The following is a 22,996-nucleotide window of genomic DNA, read 5'->3' on the forward strand; positions in this document are numbered from 1 at the left end:
GTTTTCAGTCTTTTCGTTTCGAGCTTTCCAAGGTCGGCCTAAACTTCAAAGTTCATCATCTTGCGCATCACCAGAATGCCGATCGACATCCAGACGCCGGAACAGCCGAGGATCAGATTGCCGGTGCTGGTGGTGAACAGCGGCATGATGTAGTTCGGGCTCGACAGATAGACGAGAAGGGCGACGACAAAAGGCAGCGCGCCGATGATGACGGCCGACGCCTTGGCTTCCATGGAAAGCGCCTGGACCTTGGCCTTCATCTTCTTGCGATCGCGAAGCACGCGCGACAGGTTGCCAAGCGCCTCGGAGAGATTACCGCCGGCCTGTGACTGGATCTGGATAACGATGCCGAAGAAGCTTGCCTCGCTGCACGGCATGGTTTCAGCCATGCGCAAGGTGGCATCGGGGATGGACATGCCAATCTGCTGTGAATCGACAATCCGGCGGAACTCGGTCTTGACCGGCTCCGGCGATTCACTGGCGATCAGGCGAATGGCGTCGTTGAGCGGCAGGCCGGATTTGACGGCGCGCACGATGATGTCGAGGGCGTTGGGAAATTCGTTGAGGAACGCCTTGACCCGGCGCGCGCGGCGAAACGAGACGAACCAGCGCGGCAGGCCGAGCGCCCCCGCCAGCAGCGCGCCCGGCAGGACCAGAAGCGGCGCGCCGGCGAGATAGGCAAGCACCGTCAGCGCGATCCCGCAAATGACGGAGTAGATATAGAAACGCTCGATCGAGACCTGCATGCCGGCCTGACGAATCTGGGCCTTCAACGGCGGCTTCTTGACGGCGAGTTCGTTGGTTTTCTGCTTTTCGTCGAGCTGTTTCAGCGTGTCCTGGACAGATTTACGCCGCTTGACCGCCTCCGCGACACGGTCGCGCGAAGCCTTGACGACCGAACGATCGGTCTCGGCGGCCTTGATCGTCTCGAGCCGCTTGCCGGCCTGCTTCTCGTTGCTCATCTTGGTGAACAGGAAGGCATAGGCGACCGCACCGGCGCTGAAGCCGGCGAGCACGATGAACGCCAGTACGGTGGTGTCAATTCCGAACATCGACCTCGGTCCCCGGCGCATATCGCCGTTTCAAGGAAACGGCGATATGCGCTATCGCTTTGTTTTGACGCAATTCCCAAGGGAAAGCGCTACGCGCTTTTCCCGGGAAAACCGCTTCACACTTTTCCTGGAATTGCTTCCAACCTCGATATGCGTCAGTCAGCGCGTTTCTCCATCGATTCCAGCGCATTGGCGAGGCGCTGTTCCTCGCCATAGTAGCGGGCGCGATCCCAGAAATGCGGACGGCCGATGCCGGTCGACACGTGCTCGCCAAGCAGCCTTCCATTCGAGTCCTCGCCCTTGATGTTGTAGAGCACGATATCCTGCGTGATGATGACGTCGCCTTCCATGCCGATCACCTCGGTGATGTGGGTGATGCGGCGCGAGCCGTCGCGAAGGCGTGCTGCCTGGATGATGACATCGATGGAGCCGACGACGATTTCACGCACGGTCTTCTGCGGCAGCGAATAGCCGCCCATGGCGATCATCGATTCGATACGGTTCAGGCATTCGCGCGGGCTGTTGGAGTGGATCGTTCCCATCGACCCGTCATGGCCGGTGTTCATCGCCTGCAGCAGGTCGAAAACCTCCGGTCCGCGCACTTCGCCGACGATGATGCGTTCGGGCCGCATGCGGAGGCAGTTCTTGACCAGGTCGCGCATTGTCACCTCGCCTTCGCCCTCGAGATTGGGCGGGCGGGTTTCGAGACGCACCACGTGCGGCTGCTGCAGTTGCAGTTCGGCCGAGTCTTCGCAGGTGATGACGCGTTCCTCGCGGTCGATATAGTTGGTCAGGCAGTTGAGCAGCGTCGTCTTGCCAGAGCCGGTACCGCCGGAGATGACGATGTTGCAGCGGACGCGGCCGATGATCTTGAGAATCTCGGCGCCCTGCGGCGAGATGGCGCCGAACTTGACCAGCTGATCGAGCGTCAGCTTGTCCTTCTTGAACTTGCGGATGGTGAGCGCGGTGCCGTCGATGGAGAGCGGCGGGGCGATAACGTTGACGCGGGAGCCGTCGGGTAGGCGGGCGTCGCAGATCGGGCTCGATTCGTCGACGCGGCGGCCAACCTGGCTGACGATACGCTGGCAGATGTTGAGCAGCTGCTGATTGTCGCGGAAGCGGATGCCGGTCTGCTCGACCTTGCCGTTGACTTCGATGTAGACGTTCTTGGAGCCGTTGACCATGATGTCGGCGATATCGTCGCGGGCGAGCAGCGGCTCCAGCGGGCCGTAGCCCAGCACATCGTTGCAGATGTCCTCGAGCAACTCTTCCTGCTCGGCAATCGACATTGCGAAATTTTTGATGGCGATGATGTCGTTGACGATGTCGCGGATTTCCTCGCGCGCGCTCTCGGGATCGAGCTTGGCGAGTTGCGACAGGTCAATGGTGTCGATGAGCGCGGAGAAGACCTGGCTCTTGGTGTCGTAGTAGGTTTCACTTTTTTCGCGCTGGATCTTTTTTGGCGGCTCCGGCGCCATCGACGGCGCCTCAACGGCACGGCGAGTTGGCGGTGTTCCCGGCGCTCCAGGCGGCGCTGCCGCGGGCCGGGCAAGTACCGCCATGTCCGCAGGCGCTGCAGTGGCCGGCGCCGCTGGCGCCGGTGCTGGCTGACGGAACTCCGGGGTGAACCGGCCGCCGTCGTCGGAGCCTCTTTTACCAAACATGATCGACTACCAATTCCGTCCAGAACATGATGCCGAAGCGGTTTTCGAACGACATCATGCTCTACTTCTTGATTTGGAGGGGAGCGTCATTTCTTGTTACGCGAGAGCTTGCCGAGCAGGCCGCCAAGGCCTGCCTTCTTCCTGGCCTTGATTTCGCTGCGACCGGTCAGGACATGCGCGATTTCGTTGATCATGCCGACGACCGAGCTCCTGGCATCCATCTCGCCCAGCATGCGGCCGTTGTTGGCGGCATTTCCAAACAACAACGGGTCGAAGGCGATGACCGACATCGGCGTGAGGCTGAGCGGCTCGGCGAAGTCGGAAGCGGAAATCTCGGGCCGTTTCGGCACGCCGGCCTGGTTGATGATCAGCTTCGGCGGCGGATCGTTCGGGCGAAGCCTCGTCAGCATATCGACCAGGTTCTTGGTGTTGCGCAGATTGGCCAGTTCCGGCGTCGCCGTGATGACGATCTCGTCGGCCTTGATCAGTGTGTTCTTGGTCCAGCCCGTCCAGATATGGGGGACGTCGAGCACCAGCAGCGGCACGCTGCGCTGGGCGGTATCGATGAGTTGCGTGAAGGCATCGGGATCGAAATCATAGACACGTTCCAGTGTAGAGGGCGCGGCGAGCAGCGACAGATGTTCGGCGCACTGGGCAAGCAGACGGTCGAGATAGACCTCGTCGACGCGTTCGGGCGAAAATACGGCTTCGGCGATGCCTTGCGCAGGGTCCTGGTCGAAATTTATGTTGGCCGTCCCGAAAGCCAGGTCGAGATCGGCGACGACCACTTCCGACTTGAACAGCGATGACATCGCCCACGCTACATTGTGGGCGATGGTCGAGGAGCCGACGCCGCCCTTGGCGCCGATGAAGGCGATCGAGCGGCCGATCGGCTCGGCTTCCGGATCGACGAAGATCGATGACACCACGGAGACGATATCGGCCATCGACACCGGTGCGATGACATATTCGGAAATACCGAAGCGAATGAGTTCGCGGTAGAGACCGACATCGTTGTAGTGGCCGATCACCACGACTTTGGAGGAGGGATCGCAATATTCTGAAAGCTGGGCAAGCTGCTCCAGCAATTGCTTCGGTTCGCTGCGCGATTCCAGCAGGATGAGGTTCGGCGTCGGCGCCGATTGATAGAATTCGATCGCCGTGGCGATGCCGCCCATATGCACTTTCAGATGCGCCTTGGCCATGCGGCGATCCTCGCCGGCCCGCTCCACCGGATGCGCGACACCTTCCGTCTCGCAAAATGCCTGGATAGAAATACGCGGCACCGGCCGCAGCGCCTGCATCGCTGCAACATCCGATTGGGAGCTGTCGCCGCCGTCTCCGGGCGTGTCGTAGGCAAGATTGCTCATCGTCATGCTCTTTTCCGTAACTTCTCGTTCCGGCTCTACGCGGGACCGGCGCTCCTAATACGTCACTTCCGAACTGCCGAGGAACTCGTCCGAAATACCTCTGCCGCGATAGACGTCGATCACCGCGCCGCGGTTCTCGGCGTCGATATCGGACGACTTTCTTGGCCCGAGCAGATCGGCCGGATTGGCGAGTTGCGCAGCGAGGTTGTTTTGAGAGGAGCAGCCGTAATCGGCGTAGTGCTTGTTTTCGGAGGTTGCGAGGATGTCTTCGGGCCAGCGCCCGCATTTGTCGGTCTGGGCTCTCACCGAAATATAGGAAACGCGGATAGGCGCCGAGGCTTCTGGGGAAACCGACTGGTAGGAGGTCACCACGATCCGGTTTCGCTTGATGCCGCCGGCAACCGCCAGCCTGGCGAAATCGCGCGCCGCGGCAGTCGCCGCCACCTCATTGGCCGAGCCGATCGGGATTGCGATCGTCAGCGCCGGGGCAGCGCTCCTGTCGTAGCCGTCAAGGAAGCCCAGAAGCGTGTCGCGCTGCGAGCCGGTCATGCCGCGATCGCCGGCGCCGACCGGGAGGTCCAGCTTCTGGTTCTTCTCGGCAATCACGATCGGATGCGTGGTGCGATAATCATCGGGAATCGCCCCAACCGTGATGCTGTCGCGCTTGGCGCAACCGGCGAGCGAGGCGGCGATCGCGATCGCCAGGATCGGCATTGCCGATCGGCTGATCCGGGCACGGCCGGACCGCACTGTCGCGGCGACCGCCATTGCCTTCGATGCTGACTGAGACATGTCCGCTCCCCGCTTACTTGTAGATGAAGCCGACAACGCCGTGGTAGCGGCCGTTGGGCTTGTCTGTCTGCATGGTGCCGTAGACGCGGTTGACGCGGCCAAGGAACATGGCCGGGCCATCGCCAGCGGCGTTGAAATTGTCATCCGGCTTGGCCAGGTCGTTGCGCGCCACCGGCCGCACCAGATAAGGCGTGATGATGATGACCAACTCGCTTTCGTTGCGGACGAAATCGCGGCTGCGGAACAGCGTGCCGAGCACCGGGATCTTGGTCAGTCCGGGCAAGCCGTTAACCGCCTGCCTGACGTCGTCGCGGACGAGGCCGGCTATCATCATCGATCCACCCGAAGGCAGTTCCACGGTCGTGTCGGCCAAACGTTTGCGCAGCGATATGACGTTGGTGTCTCCGAAAGAGACCGCGCCTTCGGTGGTCGGTTCAGAAACCGACGTCCTGACCTTCAGGCTGATGCGACCGGGCGACAGCACCACAGGCTGAAATTCCAGGCCGATGCCGTATTCGATTTTCTGAGCCGTCCAAACCCTGTCGGCATTCTGATTGGCGTCCGACTTGGCGTTTGTAACGGCGCTGACCATATTGTACTCGCCGCCGACCCTGAAGGTCGCCTTCTCGCCGGAGACGGCCGTCAAAGTAGGCTCGGCCAGCGTTTTCATGACGCCGGACTGCTCCATCGCAGTGATGTAGCCCTGCAGAGCCGAGGTGGCGAAATTGACCCCCGAACTCGACAACGGCTTGCCTAGGCCGGGGAAGGTGTCACTGGTCGCATTGAAGCTGATGCCGTTGGAGCTGCCTTTGCCAACCATGTTGACGCCGAGCTGCTTCATCACCGAGCGGCTGACTTCGGCCACGGTCACCTTCAGCGTCACCTGGTCGTCGCCGATGATCTGCAGCAGGTTGACGATCTTCGAGACCCGGCGTTCGGCATCCGGATTGTTGATGTCGACGCCGCCATTGGCATTGCCGCCCGCCGCGGTCTGCGAATACTGACCGGTCGTCGCTTCACCGCCGGACACGAAGATGGTTGCCAGATCGACGGCGCGCTTGGCATCGAGCGGCGTGTCCACCGTCCCGGTCAGGACGACGTTGTCGTTCAGCAACTCGACCTTGATCTCGGCATTCGGAAGGAAGCGCTTGAGATAATCTTCCAATCCGGCGACGTCGCGTTCGACGGCCAGATCCAGGCTGGCGATCTGCTTGCCATTGGGACCGAAGACGAAGATGTTGGTTTCGCCCACCGACTTGCCGAACAGATAGATCCGCCTTGCGGTGCGGGTCACCGCATCGGCGACCGCGGGGTTGGCGACCAGGATGTCGTAGGCGTCGCTCGGCAGATCGATGACCACCGATTTGTTGAGGCCAAGCTTGACACGTTGCGTGGCCGACGAGGCCGTGACCCCGACGCTCTTTCCGGCGGCCTTGGCGTAGACAAGGCCACTTGCATGGGCTCCGAGAAAAAGCAGGCCGATGGCCGCAGCCGTGGTGACCGGCAGTCTAGCGACTAACCTCATTTCCTTGCCCCTACTTCGGAAACTTCGCCCGATTTGATCAACCGCACCGTTCCGCGTCGCCCATTGCCGGAAACGAGGTAGTCGGCTTCATCGGTACCCTTTTCCTTGTTGTCGGTGATCGAGCGCAGCGCCAGCGTCAGGCGATCGGCCATCTGCTGGGCGACGGTGATGATCTCGGCCTGCTGCGGCGTCAGCTCCAGCGTCGCCGTCTGTCCGACCCTGGTCTTCTTGCCTTCCTCGTCCTCCTGGATGGTCTGATCGATCGCCAGGACGCGGATGTTCTTGAGGATGGTCTCGGTGGTGAATCCGCTACCGGCGTTGCCGGTGTCGGATCTGCGGGTCATGATGACGTCGACAAAATCGTTAGGCAGGATAAAGCCGCCTGCCGACGTGTCGGCCGAGATCGCGGTGGCGACGGCACGCATGCCGGTGGGCAGGATCGAAGACATGAAGCTCTGCCCCTCGCCGATCAGCTTGGAGCGCCGCAGCGGCTCACCGGTGTACATCGCCATGCGGGCGACGGAGCCCTTCAGCTTCTCCCGCGCTTCGGGTTCGGCGGCACGGGTGATGAAATTCGCATTGATGCCATCGGACGGCCAGGACTCCCAGCTGAGATTGTTTTCAAGCGGGCTTCCCATAGGCACGTCGCCGGAAAGCACGAGCACATCCTGCAAGGCGATGGCCGGCGCCTGCGGGGCATCGACGACGACCTGCTGGGGCGGGACCGCCACCATATTCTTGGCAACATAACCTGCACCACCCGCCGCGGCCACCGCCACGCCCAGAATGATCAGTCGGGATGCTGGCATCTGTCCGAACCCTCGCCTTTAGGCAACCACCTAGCCAGGCCGGACTTTGCAGCGGCAATCGTCAAAACAAGGTTAATACAATGCTTACGATCGTGATTAATTCAAGGTTTACATAATTACACGACCATGCTCCAACAAATGAAAAAGGCGGCTAAGCCGCCTCTTCAGGATCGATGCCGAAAGGGCAGAGGAGGTTCGCTACATCAGGTCGCCAACCTTGCCAATGCCCATTCCATCAAGGGCGAATCGGGATAGGTCAGCAGCCCGCCAATGCCGAGTGCGATGCCATAGGGAACGCCATTCATCTCGTCGGCGAAATGGCGCAGGACCGGATTGTGACTGGTGTAGGTCGCCAGCGGCGATTTCCGATAGAAGAGAATGGCGAGCGTCAGCATGCCACCGATGAACGTCGAAGCGACGAGGTAATTGACAAGGTGAATGTTGAGCCCCATCCAGATGGACGTGGCTGCCAAAAGCTTGGCATCGCCTCCGCCCATGCCGCCGAGCGCAAACAGACCGAAAGTCACGGCCAGCACCAGGCCGCCGGCGGCGAAATGCCAGCCGTAAGTTGCCCAGTCCATACCCGTCAGTGGCGCAACCACGGCAAAGACGGCCACAAGCAGCGCCGGCACCCGATTGGAGATTGTCATCGACAGCGCGTCGGAGATCGCCGCAAAAAGCATGCAAAACGGAAAGACAACGAAGATCAGCGCGTTGAGCATCGGTCTCTCATGGTTGGAAAGGCAACGATGGCTGCAGGTTAGGCGGCTTGGGTTAAGGATTGGTGAGTTCTGCTGATGCGGGGCAAATCCCGGGAAATGTTAGGGCGCCAAGCGGCGCAGCAAAGACCAAAGCCAAACGATCTTCAAAGACAAAAGGGCCGCCAGCGAGGCGGCCCTTCCAGTCTACCCGTCGAAACAGGATGCTAGACTATTACTTACAAGCAGCGTTCGTCGGATCCTTCACGCAATCCGCGATGTCCTTGAACTTGTTGTTCAGGGCATTGCCGAGCTGACCAGCGCCAACCATGATGGCAAGCGCGATGAGAGCTGCGATCAGACCGTATTCGATAGCGGTCGCGCCGGATTCGTCCTTCGCGAAACGTGCGATGAGATTAGACATTCGAGAGCTCCTACTCCACGTGTTACAGCACTTCCGTCAACTTCTGTGGTGGTTGATCGGATGCTGCCAATCTACGGAGAAGCTCTTTCAATCGGCTTAATAAACAGCCTTACCGATTCCTTTCCCGCTTCGAACAGCTTGCGTGGTTAACCGTAAACTAAACGCTGGAAAGTAGCTCGCCTGCCCGTGAAAAGCTGTAATCTCACGGCTATCGGCAGGATGCATTGTTATATTAGCTGGCAGCAAGATTGGTGCGAATACCCCGGCGACGGTCAAGGTTTAACCGTTGGTTCACCAATCTCCTTCATGTTTCTTTGAACAAGTTTTGCCGCTGTGGAGCGCCTTGATGACTGCCATGAAATCGTCATTCCTGCTTGTCGCGCTTCTCGCCGTCCCGGCTTTTGTGCTGCCGGCCAAGGCCGGAGCCGGCATCGAAGTGACGATGAATCAGGCCAAGATCGTCAAACTGACACGCCCCGCCGACACCATCGTCGTCGGCAATCCGGCGATTGCCGACGCCTCCGTCCAGGATGCATCGACGATCGTGCTGACCGGCAAGGGGTTCGGCGTCACCAATCTGGTTGTCCTCGACCACGATGGCAGCCCGATCGTCGACGAGCAGGTGACCGTGGTGCGCCAGGACGCGTCGTCCGTGCGTATCTACAGGCGCGCCTCGGTACAGACCATGTCCTGCACGCCCTATTGCGAAAGCTCGTACAAGAGCGACTCGGAAAAGTCGTCCGAAGCCGAGATGAGCGCTGGGCAGTAAGCGCCTCAGTTGGCTTGATTGTCTCGGGAAAGCCGCGTCGGTTAGCGGCCGGTTAATGTCGCCTGGTCGAATTTAACGGTCATTCAAACCGGAGCTAAATGGGTTCTTGATAGTGGTGCTGACCGTACCGCATCAGGATCGGTAGGAACGGGATAGGGGCGACGTTTTGGACGAGGATTCAGAACGCGAGATCTGCAAGGTCAAGGCAGGGCGCGTGACGTTTGCCCGTCTTTTCCTTGGTGATCGGCGCGGCAGCACGGCGATAGAATTCGCGATGCTTGCGTTACCGTTTGCGGCTCTCGTCTTCGCCATCCTCGAGAGCTGCGTTTCATTTGCCGGACAGGAGGTGATGGCCAACATCACCGATGATATCGCCCGTCAGTTGCGTACTGGCCAGTTGAGGCAAGCCGATGTGACGGAAGAGAAGCTGAAGGGCTTGGTCTGCGCCAGACTCGAGATCATTGTCGCGAAGGGTTGCCCCGGTTTGCTGGTGGATCTGCGCCCGTTCAAGACCTTTGCCGGGGCAGCCAGTGCGGGTTTCACGATTTCCGGCTCGACCATCACGCTGACGGGCAAGGATCCGGATACAGGCAAGGACCCGGCTTTCGGGACCCCTACAATAGGTCCGGCAGAATCAAAGAACATGCTGCGGGTCTTTTACCCTTGGCCGGTCATGACCGATTTCATGGCTCAATACATGTCGAATATGGATGGCGGCAAGACTCTGCATTACGCGACGACAACGTGGCAAAACGAGCCATTCGACAACTGAGTTTGCACGTGTAAGCAAAAGGAAAAGTGCATGTTTCGTGCGGGGGCACATCCGGGGATGTCGGTTGTCTGGAAGAGAGCGGCGCGGTTTTTTTCCGATCGGCGCGGCATAGCGGCCGTCGAGTTTGCCCTCATCGTGCCTGTCTTGCTGATCATGTATTTCATTACCATGGAGGCCTCGCAAGCCATCGAGGCCAGCAAGAAGGTCAGCCGCATCAGCTCCATGGTTGCCGACCTCGTCACGCAGCAAACGTCGGTGGTCAACGCAGATCTCACCGACATCATGAAGATCGGCAACTCCAGCCTTCAGCCTTACAACCGCTCGGTCGCCAATATCTCCATTACGGCAATCGACATCAGAACCGACCCGAACAATCCGATACCGCAAGCAAAGGTGGCGTGGTCCTGGAGCGTGCTGGATGGGAAGACTGGCCGCGACTCCAACCCGACAACTTCCACCACCGTTCCGGCGACGCTCAATGTTGCGGGGACTTTCCTCATTCGTGTCAAAACCACTCTAGCATACCAACCGATCATCTCCTGGTCGGAAGGCTCCGAAAAGCCGCTCGGATTTATCTCGGCCTTCAACAAAGGCAAGATAACGATGAGCGAAACCTACTATCTCAGGCCGCGCCGGGCCACGTCGATCCCCTGCAGCGATTGCTGAAGCAGTTCTACCCATTCAACCCGGGTTCATTGCGCGCCGCTGTCGGTGCTGCCCGACACCAGGCGCACGATGGAAGCGGCCATGGCATAGTCACTCGCAGCGGCGAGCGTGAACCCTCCCGAATGTTTCGATTCCACGAAATCGTAGACTTCCGGCGACTGCGATCTGAGATTGGTGAGGAAGACGGTCAGTCGGCGTTTGGCTTCGGGGTCGAGATCGCTGCGGACGGCGTGAGGGCCGTATCTGAGCACGCCGGAGGTCCAGATGATCTGGAGCGCGGCTTCTGGAATGCCCGCCGCCTCCAGTCGCGCCGCCGTGCCGTCCGGATCAGCCGGCTGATCGCCAGCAATCGCCGTCCGGTTTTCCGCCGTGGCCCGCTCCCAGCCGAACACGGCATCGGCCTGGCCATCGGCCAGCATCGCTTCTGCGGCGGCAGCCGAGCCGGCATGAGCGAGGAATGGCGCATCCTGGCTGATCTTGATGCCGTCGGCTGCCAGCCCGGCGAGCGGTAGAAGCGAACCGCCGACATTGTCGGAAGGCGCCATGGCAATGCGGTGCGTTTCCAGGGCCGCGAGATCGGAAAGCCTGCCGTCGCGCGTCAAAAGCACGGAGCGGATGCCCGTGGCACCGTCGGCATCGACCGGCGCCACAAGAGGTTCGACGCAGCCGCAGCGCTCCGAGGCGGTGGCGTAGGCGGTCGCCGAATAGACCGCGTACTGAATCCGGCCATTGGCCTGTGCCTCGATCAGCGCCGCATAGTTATGCGCGACGACGAATTCCACCTTCATGCCGAGCGCCTTGCCGTAGGCGTCTGTCAGCAAGGCCAGACCCGGAACCGTGTTGCCGGCGCCCGGCTCGGCAACGATGCCGATCCGAAACGTGCCGATCTCGTCGCGCCAGTCGGCGTGCGCCGCGAGCTGCGAGGCCAGCAGCGCTACAGTGGTCGCCAGTGCACTCCAACCGAGGTCAGCCCGTCTCATCGATCCATGCCCCGCACGCCGTTCCTTGAAGCGCATCGCATGTCTCAAGGATGCGTACACCACGCCTGCCCGACTTCGCGACTATCGCGCCAGGCCGTTGCCGCCTGGTTTACGATTTGCCAATGCCGCGACGGGACCTTATGTCTGGTCAACCAGACTGGCAATGACGGCACCGATGGCACGCGCTTTCCTCTTCGTTCTCGATTCTTTCGGCATTGGCGGCGCCGCCGATGCCGAACGCTATGGCGACGCCGGCTCGAACACATTCGGACATATCGCGCTGGCCTGCGCGGAAGCCCGCGCCGATCGCGAGGGCCTGCGCGAGGGACCGCTGAAGGTGCCCACCATGGTTTCGCTCGGTCTCGGCCGCGCAGCAGAAACCGCAACCGGCTTCCACTTCGACAGCAAAGCCGCTGTTTCAGCCTCCGCTTTCCACGGCGCCGCGCAGGAGATTTCGAGCGGCAAGGATACGCCGTCGGGTCACTGGGAAATCGCAGGTCTGCCCGTGCGGTTCGACTGGGGCTATTTCCCCGATAAGGTGCCCGCCTTCCCTGCCGAACTGACCGAAGCGATGATCCGCGAGGGCAAGGTGCCGGGCATTCTCGGCAACTGCCATGCACCCGGCACCGAGATCATCGAGCGCTTTGGCGAGGAGCATATCCGCACCGGCCAGCCGATCTGCTACACCTCGGTCGATTCCGTCCTGCAGATAGCAGCGCACGAAGTTCATTTCGGCCTGGAGCGGCTCTACGAGTTCTGCAAGACGGTACGCCGGCTGGTCGATCCGCTGAAAATCGGACGGGTGATCGCACGGCCTTTCCTGGGCGAAACATCAGCCACCTTCGAGCGCACCTACAACCGCCATGACTACGCCGTGCCGCCGCCTGAGCCGACGCTGCTCGACCGCTTGACCGGGCGCGGCAGCCGGGTGATCGCGGTCGGCAAGATCGGCGATATCTTCGCCCACCGCGGTATCTCGGAAGTACGCAAGGCGCCCGGCAACATGGCAATGTTCGACAAGGCGCTGGGCGCGATGGACGATGCCGGCGACGGCGACCTGGTGTTCGCCAATTTCGTCGACTTCGACACCGAGTTCGGCCATCGCCGCGACGTCGCCGGCTATGCTGCGGCGCTCGAAGCCTTCGACCGCCGGCTGCCCGAGGCACTGGCAAAGCTGAAGCCGGGCGATCTGCTCATCCTCACCGCCGACCATGGCAACGATCCGACATGGCGTGGCACCGACCACACGCGCGAACGCGTCCCGGTCATCGGCACCGCACCAGGTCTCACGGGCGGCGACATCGGGCTCAGGACCACCTTCGCCGATATCGGTGAGACGGTCGCCGAACACCTCAAGCTGGCGCGCGGCCGCCACGGCGCTTCCTTCCATGCGGCGATAGGCGGCCATGCCTGAACTGCCCGAGGTCGAAACCGTCCGGCGCGGCCTGCAGCCGGTTCTGGAAAGCGCGCGGATCGTACGCGTCGAGGCGCGCCGGCCCGATCTCAGATTTCCGTTTCCGGCGAAATTTGCGCAGCGGCTGACCGGCAAGACGGTCATCGCGCTTGGCCGCCGCGCCAAATATCTCACCATACACCTGGACGATGGCCCGGTGCTGATCTGCCATCTCGGCATGTCGGGCTCGTTCCGCATCGAGACCGCCGATGAGAAAGAGACGCCCGGCACGTTCCATCAAGAGCGCTCGAAGGATGCCAAGCACGACCATGTGGTGTTCCATGTCGTGTCGCCTGTCGGCGTCCAGTCTCGCGTGGTCTTCAACGACCCGCGTCGCTTCGGCTTCATGCTGTTTGCGGAAGGCCTGGCCGACGCGCATCCGATGCTGGCGGGACTGGGCGTCGAGCCGACCGGCAATGCGCTGGAAGGCGCCCTGCTCGCCTCTCTGCTGAAGGGCCGCAGATCGCCGTTGAAGGCGGCGCTGCTCGACCAGAAGCTGATTGCCGGGCTCGGCAATATCTATGTGTCGGAAGCGCTGTGGCGCGCCGGCCTTTCGCCATTGCGCGAGGCAGGCACCATCGCCGGGACCAGCAAGAAGGCCAAGGAACAGAGCGAACGACTGGCCGAGGCAATCCGTTCGGTGATCGCCGATGCGATCGCCGCCGGCGGGTCTTCGCTGCGCGACTATGTGCACACAGACGGGTCGCTGGGCTATTTCCAGCATTCCTTCGCGGTCTACGATCGCGAAGGCGAGCCCTGTCCGACGCCCGGCTGTCGCGGCCACATCGAGCGCATCGTGCAAAGCGGCCGCTCGACCTTTTATTGCCGGACCTGCCAGCGGTAAGCTAGACGGTCCTTCAGTGCCGCAACCAGGAGGCCAGCCCATGAGCTATGAAACCATCATCGTCGAGACGCGCGGCAAGGTCGGCCTGATCACGTTGAACCGGCCCAAGGCGCTCAACGCGCTGAACGCGCAGGTGCTGGCGGATTTGCTGACGGCGGCAAAGGGGTTCGACGCCGATCCCGGCATCGGCGCCATGGTCATCACCGGTTCCGAGAAGGCTTTTGCGGCGGGCGCCGACATCAAGGAAATGCAGGCCGTCACCTACGCGGAGGCCTATGTGCAGGATTTCTTCGTCGGCTGGGAAGAGTTTACCCGTGCGCGCAAGCCGATGATCGCGGCGGTCGCCGGCTATGCACTGGGCGGCGGCTGCGAACTGGCGATGATGTGCGATTTCATCATTGCCGCCGACACGGCGAAATTCGGCCAGCCCGAAATCACGCTCGGCGTCATTCCCGGCATGGGCGGGTCGCAACGGCTGACCCGCTTTGTCGGCAAGTCGAAGGCCATGGACATGTGCCTGACCGGTCGGATGATGGATGCCGCCGAAGCCGAGCGCAGCGGCCTGGCCTCGCGCGTCGTGCCGGCCGGCGAGTTGATCGAGGAGGCGATGAAGGCCGCGGCCAGGATATCAGAGTTTTCACTGCCATCGGTGATGATGGCCAAGGAGGCAGTCAACCGCGCCTACGAGACGACGCTGGCGGAGGGACTGCGCTTCGAACGCCGGCTGTTCCACTCGCTGTTTGCGCTCGACGACCAGAAGGAAGGGATGGCCGCCTTTGCCGAGAAGCGGAAGCCGAATTTCACCAATCGCTAGAGTGGCGGCGGCGAGGACCAAAAAGAAGCCAAAGCGGCGTTGACGCGCCGGAAAAGCTGAACTATAAGCCGCTCCAACCGAGGCGGCCGTTGGCTGCCCGTTTGTTTTTTGCGCCCTGCGGCATCCCGCATGCGCCCACCAGATCAGAAGAGAGGCATCATGGCCAATACCTCCTCGGCCAAAAAGGCAACGCGCAAGATCGCCCGCCGCGCAGCGATCAACAAGAACCGCCGCTCGCGCGTGCGTACATATGTCCGCCAGGTCGAAGAGGCACTGGCTGCCGGCGACAAGGCAGCCGCGCTGGAAGCCTTCAAGACCGCAGAGCCGGAATTGATGCGCGCCGCGACCAAGGGCGTGATCCATAAGAATACGGCATCGCGCAAGGTGTCGCGTCTGGCTCACCGCCTCAAGGTGCTGTCGGCCTGATTGACCGTTCCTGAACTGTCGTTCTTTCAAACCCGGCCAATCGCGCCGGGTTTTTTCGTTTGCCGGCAAGCACTTAAAAAGAACGGCCGCAAAGCATGCCCGAGCCGCATTCCAGAGTCCGGAATGCTTTGCCGGCACATACACTCCCACTGATATTCCAATCCGCCGAAACGGCCCACGCCAATAAATTTGGCTGTCACAAATTGCTGATATTTTTCAGTGGCTTGCTGGAAGTGATCCACAGCTTGTTCACATCCCCTGTGGGCGACAGGCAGCAAGTTGGTGTCAAGCGAATTATTTCAGAAAATTTCAAACCGCACAGCCATTTTCATATTCGCGGCAAAAGGGTTTGAATCCCAATGGCTTTGTCAAAATATGCGCTTCCAGCACGGAGCCCGAACCGTTGTTCACTAACCAGATTCCTTAAAAATCCGTTAGAGGTGGCCTTGCCCTATCCACAGCGATTTCGGTAATGTCGATCTATCGAAAGGGACGGGCCATTAGCCCTTAACCCAGCCTGAATCGGCCAGCTAACAGTGGCAGAATTCATGACGTGGATCAATTCCGCGAACGGGTATGGCTTGCCTTTTCGATACGATAGGGGACTGGCGTAATTGTACTTGGCAGCTTGATGGCGCACCGGCGTTTTCGCCGGGCAGCACCGCTTTGCCCGAACATGTCAGACGGACTGGCCTTAAGCAGCCGGGACCGATCCCATTCTGGCGAGGCAACGTCATCCGCCGGCGGCGGCGGTGGTGTTGTAGCGAAGATACGGTCGCCGGAAACATGGGTGCAGGAGGCGCACTCCGGCGGAAAAAAGGTACAAAGGAAAAGGGACGCACAATCATGCAGAGCGGCATCGAGCGGGAGCTTACAGGCGACCTGCCATTTCCCGGAACATTGATCGGAGCGCACGATATGGCGGCTTCCAACGACGCGGAACAGAAGTTCGACCGGGTCAAGGCCCAGTTGAAGGCGCGCCTGGGAACCGAGGTCTATTCGAGCTGGTTCGGCCGTATGAAGGTGGCTGAGGCTTCCCGGGGCATTGTACGCATCTCGGTGCCCACGGCCTTCCTGCGCTCGTGGATCAATGGCCATTATCTCGATCTCATCGCCGATCTGTGGAAGCACGAGGATCCCGAAATCCTCAAGATCGAGATGGTCGTGCGCACCGCGACCCGTCCGGCCCGCAATGGCGTCGAACCCGAGGTCGTGCCGGCGCGCAAGATGACCAAGCATACGCAGACCGCATTGGCGGCCGGCACGGTCGGCCCCGGCAGGATGGAGCGGGCGCCCGCCCCTCGTCCCGGCACGCCGATCGAGAGCGAATTCCGGCACAATGTGCTGGGGTCGCCGCTCGACCCGCGCTACACGTTCGGCTCCTTCATCGAAGGCCCGTCGAACCGGGTGGCTTTCGCCGCAGCCAAAGCCGTGGCGGAATCGCAGTCGAGCGCGGTGCGCTTCAACCCGCTGTTCCTTCATGCAACCGTCGGGCTCGGCAAGACGCACCTTTTGCAGGCGATTGCGGCCGAATCCCTGAAACAGAACCCGAAATCGCGCGTCGTCTATCTGACGGCCGAATATTTCATGTGGCGCTTCGCCACCGCGATCCGCGACAACAATGCGCTGACGCTGAAGGAACAGCTGCGCGACATCGACCTCTTGATCATCGACGACATGCAGTTCCTGCAGGGCAAGTCGATCCAGCACGAATTCTGCCATCTCATCAACATGCTGCTCGACAGCGCCAAGCAAGTGGTGGTTGCCGCCGACCGGCCGCCGTCGGAACTGGAATCGCTGGAACCGCGGGTGCGCTCGCGCCTCAATGGCGGTGTCGCGCTGGAAATGTCGGCGCCGGACTTCGCCATGCGCATCGGCATGCTCAAGCTGCGGCTTGCCACGGCCAAAGTCGACGATGCGTCGCTCAATATTTCGGAGGAGATCCTCAACCATGTCGCCCGTACCGTCACCGGCAGCGGGCGTGAGCTGGAAGGCGCGTTCAACCAACTGCTGTTTCGTCAGTCGTTCGAGCCGGCGATCACCATCGACCGCATCGACGAGATCCTGGGGCACATCTATCGCTCTGGCGAGCCGAAGCGGGTGCGCATCGAGGACATCCAGCGCATCGTGGCGCGCCACTACAATGTGTCGAAGACCGAGTTGCTGTCCAACCGGCGCACGCGCACCATCGTGAAGCCCAGGCAGGTCGCCATGTACCTGTCGAAGGTATTGACGCCGCGCTCGCTGCCGGAGATCGGCCGGCGGTTCGGCGGGCGCGACCACACCACGGTGCTGCATGCGGTGCGCAAGATCGAGGACCTTTCCGGCGTCGACAACACGCTGGCGCAGGAACTGGAACTGTTGCGCAGGCTGATCAACGACCAAGCCTGATCGGCGCGGCAAACGGTCGTCGCGCTTTAAATTTTCTTGTTTTGATGCATGTCGTTGTCCCAAAACCGCTGCGCAGTTTTCGGCGACATGCATCGGTTGCCGGCCAACGTCCGCTTTATCCCCAGAAAGCCCGCTTAACCGGCGCGAACCGGTGGCCCGGACTTGCGTTTGCTGGCTTTTTCCTGTCAGTTTGCATAGATTCTGAGCCTGTTCAGACCTTTCGCGGGGCGCCGCCCACTGGTGACCCGTCCATTCATTCAAGCGAGCCTGTTTCGTCATGCGTGTTATCCTGGAACGGTCCAATCTCCTGAAGTCGCTCAACCACGTTCATCGCGTGGTCGAGCGGCGCAATACCATACCGATCCTGTCGAACGTGCTGCTCAGCGCCGAGGGCGCCAGCCTTGAAATGAAAGCCACCGACCTCGACCTCGAAGTGACCGAGGCGACACCCGCAAAGGTCGAGCGCGGCGGGGCGACGACGGTTCCCGCGCACCTGCTCTACGACATCGTGCGAAAACTGGCCGACGGCGCCGAAGTGATGCTGAAGACCGACGAGGACGGCAATGCCATGACGGTGACGTCAGGCCGCTCGAGCTTTCGCCTTCAGTGCCTGCCGCAGTCCGATTTTCCCGAGCTTTCGGCCGGATCCTTCTCGCATATCTTCCGGCTCGATTCCGTCGCCTTGAGAGGCCTGATCGAGAAGACCCAGTTCGCCATCTCCACCGAGGAGACGCGCTACTATCTGAACGGCATCTACCTGCACACGCATGAAGCCGGCGGCAAGCTGAAGCTCCGTTCAGTGGCAACCGACGGCCATCGCCTGGCGCGCGCCGAAATCGACGCCCCGGCTGGTTCCGAAGGCATGCCGGGCATCATCATTCCGCGCAAGACGGTCAGCGAACTGCAGAAGCTGGTCGACGATCCGGATGTCGCTGTCACCACCGAATTGTCCGACACCAAGATCCGCTTCACCATCGGCAGCGTGGTTTTGACCTCGAAGCTGATCGACGGCACCTTCCCCGACTATCAGCGCGTCATCCCGACCGGCAACGACAAGAAGCTGATCATCGACCGCCAGAGCTTTGCCGCCGCTGTCGATCGCGTCTCGACGATTTCCTCCGAACGCGGCCGCGCGGTGAAGCTTTCGATCGCCGAGGGCCAGGTCACGCTGGCCGTCAACAATCCGGATTCGGGCAGCGCCACCGAAGAACTGGCCGCCGACTATTCGTCCGACCCGATCGAGATCGGCTTCAATGCGAAGTATCTGCTCGACGTCGCCGCCCAGCTGACCGGCACGGAAGCGAAGTTCATGCTGGCCGATGCCGGTTCGCCAACGCTGATCCACGACATGGCCGACGAGACCGCGCTCTACGTGCTGATGCCGATGCGGGTGTAGCCGCGCTGCGGCAAACCTTCGGCGCGACGATTGCGGCGACTTCTACAGGCGGATAGCGGTTGCGCGAGCAAAACCACATAAGTAAGCTAACACTTACTAATTTCCGCAACTATGCGGCGCTCTCGATCGACTTTTCCCCGGGCGCCGTGGTGTTTTCCGGCGACAATGGCGCCGGCAAGACCAATCTCCTGGAAGCCATATCCCTGCTGACGCCCGGTCGCGGCCTGCGCCGCGCGCCCTATGCCGACGTCGCGCGCGAAGGTGGCGATGGCGGTTTTGCGCTGCATGCAAGGCTAGACGGGCCTGAGGGACAGGTCGAGATCGGCACCGGTGTCACCGGTGGCGAGGCCACCGGCGACGGCGGCCGCAAGGTGCGCATCAATGGTGCGCCGGCGCGCTCGGCCGATGCCATGCTGGAGTGGCTGCGCGTCGTCTGGCTGACGCCGGCCATGGACGGCCTGTTTCCCGGTCCGGCCGCAGACCGGCGGCGCTTTCTCGACCGGCTGGTGCTGGCGATCGATCCCGGCCACGGCCAGCGGGCGCTCGACTATGAGAAGGCGATGCGCGGTCGTAACCGATTGCTTACGGAAGGCTCGCGCGACGGCGCTTGGTTCGACGCCATCGAGATGCAGATGGCAGAGACCGGTGTGGCGATCGCCGCGGCGCGTGCCGAACTGGTGCGCCTGCTCGCCGCCATGATCGACAAGCTGCCCAGCAGCGGGCCGTTTCCGCTAGCTGATATCAGCCTCTCCGGAGATCTCGAAAGCGACGTCGCCACAGCACCCGCCGTGGATGTCGAGGAACGCTATCGCGCCGCCCTCGCCGATGGCCGCGAGCGCGATCGCGCCGCCGGACGCACGCTGGACGGCCCGCACCGTTCCGATCTCCTCGTGCGCCACCGCCCGAAGGCGATGCCGGCCGAACTCTGCTCGACCGGCGAGCAGAAGGCGCTGCTGGTCGGCATCGTGCTGTCGCATGCGAGGCTTACGGGCGAGATGTCGGGGATGACGCCGATCCTGCTGCTCGACGAGATCGCCGCCCATCTCGACGCCGGCCGGCGCGCCGCACTGTTCTCAATCCTGGAAGAGCTGAACTGCCAGGCCTTCATGACCGGAACCGACGCGGCGTTGTTTTCCAGCCTCAGGGGACGCGCGCAGTTCCTGACGGTCGTCCACGGCACGGTTGGGCCAACCGAAGGCTCCTGACAAGATTTTCCCACCGCTATATGCTCCGGCAATGACTGCCGCCCTCACCGACGAAGAGCTCGAGCGCTATGCGCGCCACATTGTGCTGCCGGAAATCGGCGGCGCCGGCCAGCAGAGGCTGAAGCGGGCGCGTGTACTGGTGATAGGCGCCGGCGGGCTCGGCGCGCCAGTGTTGGAATATCTCGCCGCCGCCGGCGTCGGTACGCTCGGCATCGTCGACGATGACACCGTTTCGCTGTCCAACCTGCAACGGCAGGTGATCCACGCCACCGACACGATCGGCACGGCAAAGACCGGCAGCGCCAAGGCGGCGATCGCCCGGATCAATCCCCACGTCGCGGTGGAACTGCACGATTTCAGGCTGACGGCCGACAACGCCGCTGCTCTCATTGCACGCTACGACATCGTCGTCGACGGCTCCGACAATTTCGAGACGCGCTATGTCGTGGCCGATGCCTGCGCGGCGGAGAAGCGGCCGCTGGTGCATGCGGCGGTCGGCCGCTTTGACGGCTCGGTAACCGTCTTGATGCCGTTCGCGACCGGCGCCGACGGCAGGCCGAACCCAGGCTATCGCGATCTGTTCCCCGAGGCACCGCCTGAAGGGCTGGTGCCGTCCTGCGCCGTTGCCGGCGTCGTTGGCGCGCTGACCGGCGTCGTGGGCACGCTGCAGGCGATGGAAGCGATCAAGCTGATCACCGGCATCGGCGAACCGCTGGTCGGCCGGCTGCTGCTCTACGATGCGCTGTCGGCGCGCTTCGATACGATCCGCTACAAGAGAAACTGAGCGCATGGATCAGCCCGCCGGCGTTTTGGTCACGCGGCTTGCCCCCGGCTTCGATCGCTGGGACGAACTGCTCAGCTTGATCATGCAGGCCTTTGCGCCAATGGACGGCGTCATAGACCCGCCATCCTCGGCGCATCTGCTGAGCGCCGAAAGCCTCCGAGACAAAGCCAGCCAGGAGACGGTGTTCCTGGCGCTGCAGGATGACAGGATCGCCGGCTGCGTCTTCGCCTCGGAAAGGGACGCTGACTTCTATGTCGGCAAGCTCGCCATCCAGCCTGAGCTCCAGGGGCGAGGCATCGGCCGGCGGCTGATGCAGGCTGCCGAGGATCTTGCCCGCAGCCGCAACAAGTCAGCCATCGAACTCCAGACCCGGGTCGAACTCACCGCAAACCACGCGACCTTCGCCCGTCTCGGCTTTCGCGAAACCGCACGCACCGCACATCAGGGCTATGACCGGCCGACTTCGATCACCATGCGCAAGGAGCTCAAGTGAGCCTCGCCCTCAGCGCGCAGGAGCAGGCAATCGCCTCCGGCCACGACGGAGCGGCGATGGCGATGCGCATCGTTGCCGAAAGCGCTGCGCTGCTTGGCGCGCCGCGGCTGATCCCGATCGCCTCGACGCATATAGACGGCGCGCTCTATCACGGCGATTCCGGCACGCTGTTTGCCGAAAGGCTGGTCGAGGGCGGCGCGCGCGTTGCCGTGCGTTCGACGCTCAATGTCGGCGCGCTCGATTTGATGGGCTGCTCGCGCGTGCGCCTCGAAGAGCCGGCGCGCGGCATGGCCCGGCGGATGATGGAGGCCTACCGCAAACTGGGCTGCGAGCAGAGCTGGACCTGCGCGCCCTATCAGGCTGGCCACAGGCCGGCGCTTGGCAGCGATGTCGCCTGGGGTGAATCCAACGCCGTGGTGTTCTGCAATTCGGTGCTGGGCGCGCGCACCAACCGCTATGGCGATTTCCTCGACATTGCCTGCGCCATATCGGGCCGCGCGCCTTATTACGGCCTGCACCGCGTCGAGAACCGGCAGGCCAGGCTGGTGTTCGACGTCTCCGGCCTGTCCGCCTCGTTCCTTGATTCGGAGATCGCCTGGCCGGTGCTGGGCAGCCTCTATGGCCGCGAGGTGGGTAGTGCCGTCGGCGTCGTCACCGGCATCTCCCACCATCCCGGCGAGGACGCGCTGAAAGCCTTCGGCGCGGCAGCGGCATCGTCGGGCGCAGTCGGCCTCTTCCACATTGCCGGCGTGACGCCCGAGGCGCCCGACGCCGAGACCATCCTGACCAGCGGCAGGTCGGAAACGGTGATCCGCGTCACGCCGGAAATGGCCGCCAAAGCCCGCGCGGGCCTGTCAACGGCAGCCACGCAAACCGTCATCGATGCGGTAGCGATCGGCAGTCCGCATCTGTCGGCGGCCGAATTCAAAGCGCTGGAGCAGTTGATCGGCGGGCGGCGGCTGCGCGTCCCGATTTACGCCTGCACCGGCCGGCACGTGCTGACAACGCTGGAACAGAGCGGACAGCGCAAGACGCTTGAGGCCAGCGGCGTGATCATCGTCGCCGACACCTGCGTTGTGGTGACGCCGATCCTGCCGGAGCTTGCCGGCGGTGTACTGATGACCAATTCGGGAAAATTCGCGCAATACGCGCCGGGCAATATCGGTTACGCCGTGCTTTACGGCTCGCTGGCCGACTGCGTCGAAAGCGCGGTTGCCGGTAAACCAAGGTTTACGGATATCGCCGCATGAGCGCCGTCGCCGAAATCCTGGTGCAGGGCAGCGGTGGCGAAGGCGTCGCACTGGTGCTGACCGCCCCGATCAGCTTCTGGGGCGGCGTCGATCCGAAGAGCGGCCGTATCGCCGATGTCCGCCACCCGCAACATGGCGAGACCATTGCCGGACGCGTGCTGTTCCTGCCGGGCACGATCGGCTCGTCCTCGGCCTCCGCCGTGCTGATGGAACTGGTCCACAATGGCCATGCACCGGCGGCACTCGTGCTGCACGAGCCGGACGCGATCCTGCTGCTGGGGCTGATCGTTGCCAGGGAAATGGGCTGGCGGACGCCGCTGGCGCTCAGGCTCGGACGCGATGCGTTTGAGGCCTACCGTGGCAAGCATGTAAGTGTGGCTGAGGACGGCGCCCTTACAAGCGCCGCCTGATCGCTTATC

General features: G+C 62.3%; 24 protein-coding genes. 14 read left to right on the plus strand and 10 right to left on the minus strand.

The genetic code is table 11. From position 1 onward, the window contains the following. Positions 1–38: 38 nt before the first annotated feature. From NKI96_RS16270 to NKI96_RS16305, 8 genes are all read right to left on the minus strand, one after another. Positions 39–1,052 (minus strand): type II secretion system F family protein, encoded by a 1,014-nt coding sequence (locus NKI96_RS16270; protein WP_023669592.1) that lies wholly within the window; start codon positions 1,050–1,052, stop codon positions 39–41. Positions 1,053–1,207: 155 nt separating this feature from the next. Beyond that, positions 1,208–2,716 carry a TadA family conjugal transfer-associated ATPase gene (locus NKI96_RS16275; protein WP_352805194.1) on the minus strand — a complete coding sequence of 503 codons (1,509 nt, stop codon included), beginning with the start codon at positions 2,714–2,716 and terminating at the stop codon, positions 1,208–1,210. A gap of 86 nt (positions 2,717–2,802) precedes the next feature. After that, positions 2,803–4,086, minus strand: coding sequence for a CpaE/TadZ family protein (locus tag NKI96_RS16280; protein WP_352805263.1), 1,284 nt, complete (start codon positions 4,084–4,086; stop codon positions 2,803–2,805). Between the two features lie 54 nt (positions 4,087–4,140). Next, positions 4,141–4,878 carry a CpaD family pilus assembly protein gene (locus NKI96_RS16285; protein ID WP_352597476.1) on the minus strand — a complete coding sequence of 246 codons (738 nt, stop codon included), beginning with the start codon at positions 4,876–4,878 and terminating at the stop codon, positions 4,141–4,143. Between the two features lie 13 nt (positions 4,879–4,891). Beyond that, on the minus strand, positions 4,892–6,403 hold the full coding sequence (locus NKI96_RS16290) for a type II and III secretion system protein family protein (protein WP_023726848.1): 1,512 nt from the start codon (positions 6,401–6,403) through the stop codon (positions 4,892–4,894). Next, positions 6,400–7,212, minus strand: coding sequence for a Flp pilus assembly protein CpaB (cpaB, locus tag NKI96_RS16295; RefSeq protein ID WP_023688721.1), 813 nt, complete (start codon positions 7,210–7,212; stop codon positions 6,400–6,402). The genes NKI96_RS16290 and cpaB overlap by 4 nt, the downstream gene beginning before the upstream one ends. Before the next feature lie 203 nt (positions 7,213–7,415). Beyond that, positions 7,416–7,934, minus strand: coding sequence for an A24 family peptidase (locus tag NKI96_RS16300; RefSeq protein WP_023699481.1), 519 nt, complete (start codon positions 7,932–7,934; stop codon positions 7,416–7,418). Positions 7,935–8,145: 211 nt separating this feature from the next. Further along, positions 8,146–8,334, minus strand: a complete 189-nt coding sequence (locus tag NKI96_RS16305) for a Flp family type IVb pilin (RefSeq protein WP_023699479.1) — start codon at positions 8,332–8,334, stop codon at positions 8,146–8,148. Positions 8,335–8,680: 346 nt separating this feature from the next. On the opposite strand from NKI96_RS16305, the gene NKI96_RS16310 reads away from it, so the two are divergent. The 3 genes from NKI96_RS16310 (at position 8,681) to NKI96_RS16320 (ending at position 10,541) form a co-directional block, all read left to right on the plus strand. Next, complete coding sequence (locus NKI96_RS16310) at positions 8,681–9,103, plus strand: pilus assembly protein N-terminal domain-containing protein (protein ID WP_023681988.1); 423 nt, start codon at positions 8,681–8,683, stop codon at positions 9,101–9,103. A gap of 166 nt (positions 9,104–9,269) precedes the next feature. After that, on the plus strand, positions 9,270–9,875 hold the full coding sequence (locus tag NKI96_RS16315) for a TadE/TadG family type IV pilus assembly protein (RefSeq protein WP_023699477.1): 606 nt from the start codon (positions 9,270–9,272) through the stop codon (positions 9,873–9,875). Positions 9,876–9,932: 57 nt separating this feature from the next. Next, a complete protein-coding gene (locus NKI96_RS16320) occupies positions 9,933–10,541 on the plus strand; it encodes a TadE/TadG family type IV pilus assembly protein (RefSeq protein WP_352805265.1) in 609 nt (202 codons plus the stop codon). Positions 10,542–10,567: 26 nt separating this feature from the next. On the opposite strand, the gene NKI96_RS16325 is transcribed toward NKI96_RS16320, so the two are convergent. Beyond that, the gene (locus NKI96_RS16325; protein ID WP_023699475.1) at positions 10,568–11,521 is read right to left on the minus strand and encodes a PhnD/SsuA/transferrin family substrate-binding protein; all 954 of its coding nucleotides are present in this window, start codon (positions 11,519–11,521) and stop codon (positions 10,568–10,570) included. 175 nt (positions 11,522–11,696) lie between these two features. On the opposite strand from NKI96_RS16325, the gene NKI96_RS16330 reads away from it, so the two are divergent. From NKI96_RS16330 to rpsT, 4 genes are all read left to right on the plus strand, one after another. Then, the gene (locus NKI96_RS16330; protein ID WP_023699474.1) at positions 11,697–12,935 is read left to right on the plus strand and encodes a phosphopentomutase; all 1,239 of its coding nucleotides are present in this window, start codon (positions 11,697–11,699) and stop codon (positions 12,933–12,935) included. Continuing rightward, entirely contained in the window at positions 12,928–13,818 is an 891-nt protein-coding gene (gene mutM / locus NKI96_RS16335) for a bifunctional DNA-formamidopyrimidine glycosylase/DNA-(apurinic or apyrimidinic site) lyase (protein WP_023696719.1), read from the plus strand. Before NKI96_RS16330 ends, mutM begins: the two co-directional genes overlap by 8 nt. A 40-nt stretch (positions 13,819–13,858) precedes the next feature. Continuing rightward, positions 13,859–14,632, plus strand: coding sequence for an enoyl-CoA hydratase (locus tag NKI96_RS16340; RefSeq protein WP_023681994.1), 774 nt, complete (start codon positions 13,859–13,861; stop codon positions 14,630–14,632). Positions 14,633–14,791: 159 nt separating this feature from the next. Beyond that, positions 14,792–15,058, plus strand: a complete 267-nt coding sequence (gene rpsT, locus NKI96_RS16345) for a 30S ribosomal protein S20 (protein ID WP_023681995.1) — start codon at positions 14,792–14,794, stop codon at positions 15,056–15,058. 26 nt (positions 15,059–15,084) lie between these two features. On the opposite strand, the gene NKI96_RS16350 is transcribed toward rpsT, so the two are convergent. After that, entirely contained in the window at positions 15,085–15,336 is a 252-nt protein-coding gene (locus tag NKI96_RS16350; RefSeq protein WP_352805199.1) for a hypothetical protein, read from the minus strand. A gap of 568 nt (positions 15,337–15,904) precedes the next feature. On the opposite strand from NKI96_RS16350, the gene dnaA reads away from it, so the two are divergent. The 7 genes from dnaA (at position 15,905) to NKI96_RS16385 (ending at position 22,987) form a co-directional block, all read left to right on the plus strand. Further along, the gene (gene dnaA, locus NKI96_RS16355; protein WP_031198220.1) at positions 15,905–17,449 is read left to right on the plus strand and encodes a chromosomal replication initiator protein DnaA; all 1,545 of its coding nucleotides are present in this window, start codon (positions 15,905–15,907) and stop codon (positions 17,447–17,449) included. Positions 17,450–17,726: 277 nt separating this feature from the next. Beyond that, the gene (gene dnaN / locus NKI96_RS16360) at positions 17,727–18,845 is read left to right on the plus strand and encodes a DNA polymerase III subunit beta (protein WP_023692569.1); all 1,119 of its coding nucleotides are present in this window, start codon (positions 17,727–17,729) and stop codon (positions 18,843–18,845) included. A 59-nt stretch (positions 18,846–18,904) separates the two neighbouring features. After that, positions 18,905–20,050, plus strand: a complete 1,146-nt coding sequence (gene recF / locus NKI96_RS16365) for a DNA replication/repair protein RecF (RefSeq protein ID WP_352805203.1) — start codon at positions 18,905–18,907, stop codon at positions 20,048–20,050. Positions 20,051–20,081: 31 nt separating this feature from the next. Then, positions 20,082–20,834, plus strand: coding sequence for a molybdopterin-synthase adenylyltransferase MoeB (locus NKI96_RS16370; RefSeq protein WP_023692571.1), 753 nt, complete (start codon positions 20,082–20,084; stop codon positions 20,832–20,834). A gap of 4 nt (positions 20,835–20,838) precedes the next feature. Beyond that, positions 20,839–21,327: a GNAT family N-acetyltransferase gene (locus NKI96_RS16375; protein WP_023692572.1), complete on the plus strand. Its 489-nt coding sequence runs from the start codon at positions 20,839–20,841 to the stop codon at positions 21,325–21,327. Next, positions 21,324–22,577: an aconitase X gene (locus tag NKI96_RS16380; RefSeq protein WP_023692573.1), complete on the plus strand. Its 1,254-nt coding sequence runs from the start codon at positions 21,324–21,326 to the stop codon at positions 22,575–22,577. Before NKI96_RS16375 ends, NKI96_RS16380 begins: the two co-directional genes overlap by 4 nt. Beyond that, on the plus strand, positions 22,574–22,987 hold the full coding sequence (locus NKI96_RS16385; protein WP_023692574.1) for an aconitase X swivel domain-containing protein: 414 nt from the start codon (positions 22,574–22,576) through the stop codon (positions 22,985–22,987). Before NKI96_RS16380 ends, NKI96_RS16385 begins: the two co-directional genes overlap by 4 nt. Positions 22,988–22,996 lie beyond the last annotated feature (9 nt).

Origin of the sequence: Mesorhizobium sp. M0292, from assembly GCF_040321695.1 — a bacterium.
In the GTDB taxonomy this organism is placed as follows: Bacteria; Pseudomonadota; Alphaproteobacteria; order Rhizobiales; family Rhizobiaceae; genus Mesorhizobium.

Bases quoted from the DNA above. Each gene is read 5' to 3' on its own strand.
- NKI96_RS16270 (WP_023669592.1), bottom strand. From the start codon at position 1,052: ATGTTCGGAATTGACACCACCGTACTGGCGTTCATCGTGCTCGCCGGC.
- NKI96_RS16340 (WP_023681994.1), top strand. From the start codon at position 13,859: ATGAGCTATGAAACCATCATCGTCGAGACGCGCGGCAAGGTCGGCCTG.
- dnaA (WP_031198220.1), top strand. From the start codon at position 15,905: ATGCAGAGCGGCATCGAGCGGGAGCTTACAGGCGACCTGCCATTTCCC.
- cpaB (WP_023688721.1), bottom strand. From the start codon at position 7,212: ATGCCAGCATCCCGACTGATCATTCTGGGCGTGGCGGTGGCCGCGGCG.
- NKI96_RS16375 (WP_023692572.1), top strand. From the start codon at position 20,839: ATGGATCAGCCCGCCGGCGTTTTGGTCACGCGGCTTGCCCCCGGCTTC.
- NKI96_RS16310 (WP_023681988.1), top strand. From the start codon at position 8,681: ATGACTGCCATGAAATCGTCATTCCTGCTTGTCGCGCTTCTCGCCGTC.
- NKI96_RS16285 (WP_352597476.1), bottom strand. From the start codon at position 4,878: ATGTCTCAGTCAGCATCGAAGGCAATGGCGGTCGCCGCGACAGTGCGG.
- NKI96_RS16320 (WP_352805265.1), top strand. From the start codon at position 9,933: ATGTCGGTTGTCTGGAAGAGAGCGGCGCGGTTTTTTTCCGATCGGCGC.
- NKI96_RS16370 (WP_023692571.1), top strand. From the start codon at position 20,082: ATGACTGCCGCCCTCACCGACGAAGAGCTCGAGCGCTATGCGCGCCAC.
- NKI96_RS16325 (WP_023699475.1), bottom strand. From the start codon at position 11,521: ATGAGACGGGCTGACCTCGGTTGGAGTGCACTGGCGACCACTGTAGCG.
- NKI96_RS16305 (WP_023699479.1), bottom strand. From the start codon at position 8,334: ATGTCTAATCTCATCGCACGTTTCGCGAAGGACGAATCCGGCGCGACC.
- NKI96_RS16385 (WP_023692574.1), top strand. From the start codon at position 22,574: ATGAGCGCCGTCGCCGAAATCCTGGTGCAGGGCAGCGGTGGCGAAGGC.
- NKI96_RS16300 (WP_023699481.1), bottom strand. From the start codon at position 7,934: ATGCTCAACGCGCTGATCTTCGTTGTCTTTCCGTTTTGCATGCTTTTT.
- dnaN (WP_023692569.1), top strand. From the start codon at position 17,727: ATGCGTGTTATCCTGGAACGGTCCAATCTCCTGAAGTCGCTCAACCAC.
- mutM (WP_023696719.1), top strand. From the start codon at position 12,928: ATGCCTGAACTGCCCGAGGTCGAAACCGTCCGGCGCGGCCTGCAGCCG.
- NKI96_RS16330 (WP_023699474.1), top strand. From the start codon at position 11,697: ATGGCACGCGCTTTCCTCTTCGTTCTCGATTCTTTCGGCATTGGCGGC.
- NKI96_RS16275 (WP_352805194.1), bottom strand. From the start codon at position 2,716: ATGTTTGGTAAAAGAGGCTCCGACGACGGCGGCCGGTTCACCCCGGAG.
- NKI96_RS16280 (WP_352805263.1), bottom strand. From the start codon at position 4,086: ATGAGCAATCTTGCCTACGACACGCCCGGAGACGGCGGCGACAGCTCC.
- rpsT (WP_023681995.1), top strand. From the start codon at position 14,792: ATGGCCAATACCTCCTCGGCCAAAAAGGCAACGCGCAAGATCGCCCGC.
- NKI96_RS16290 (WP_023726848.1), bottom strand. From the start codon at position 6,403: ATGAGGTTAGTCGCTAGACTGCCGGTCACCACGGCTGCGGCCATCGGC.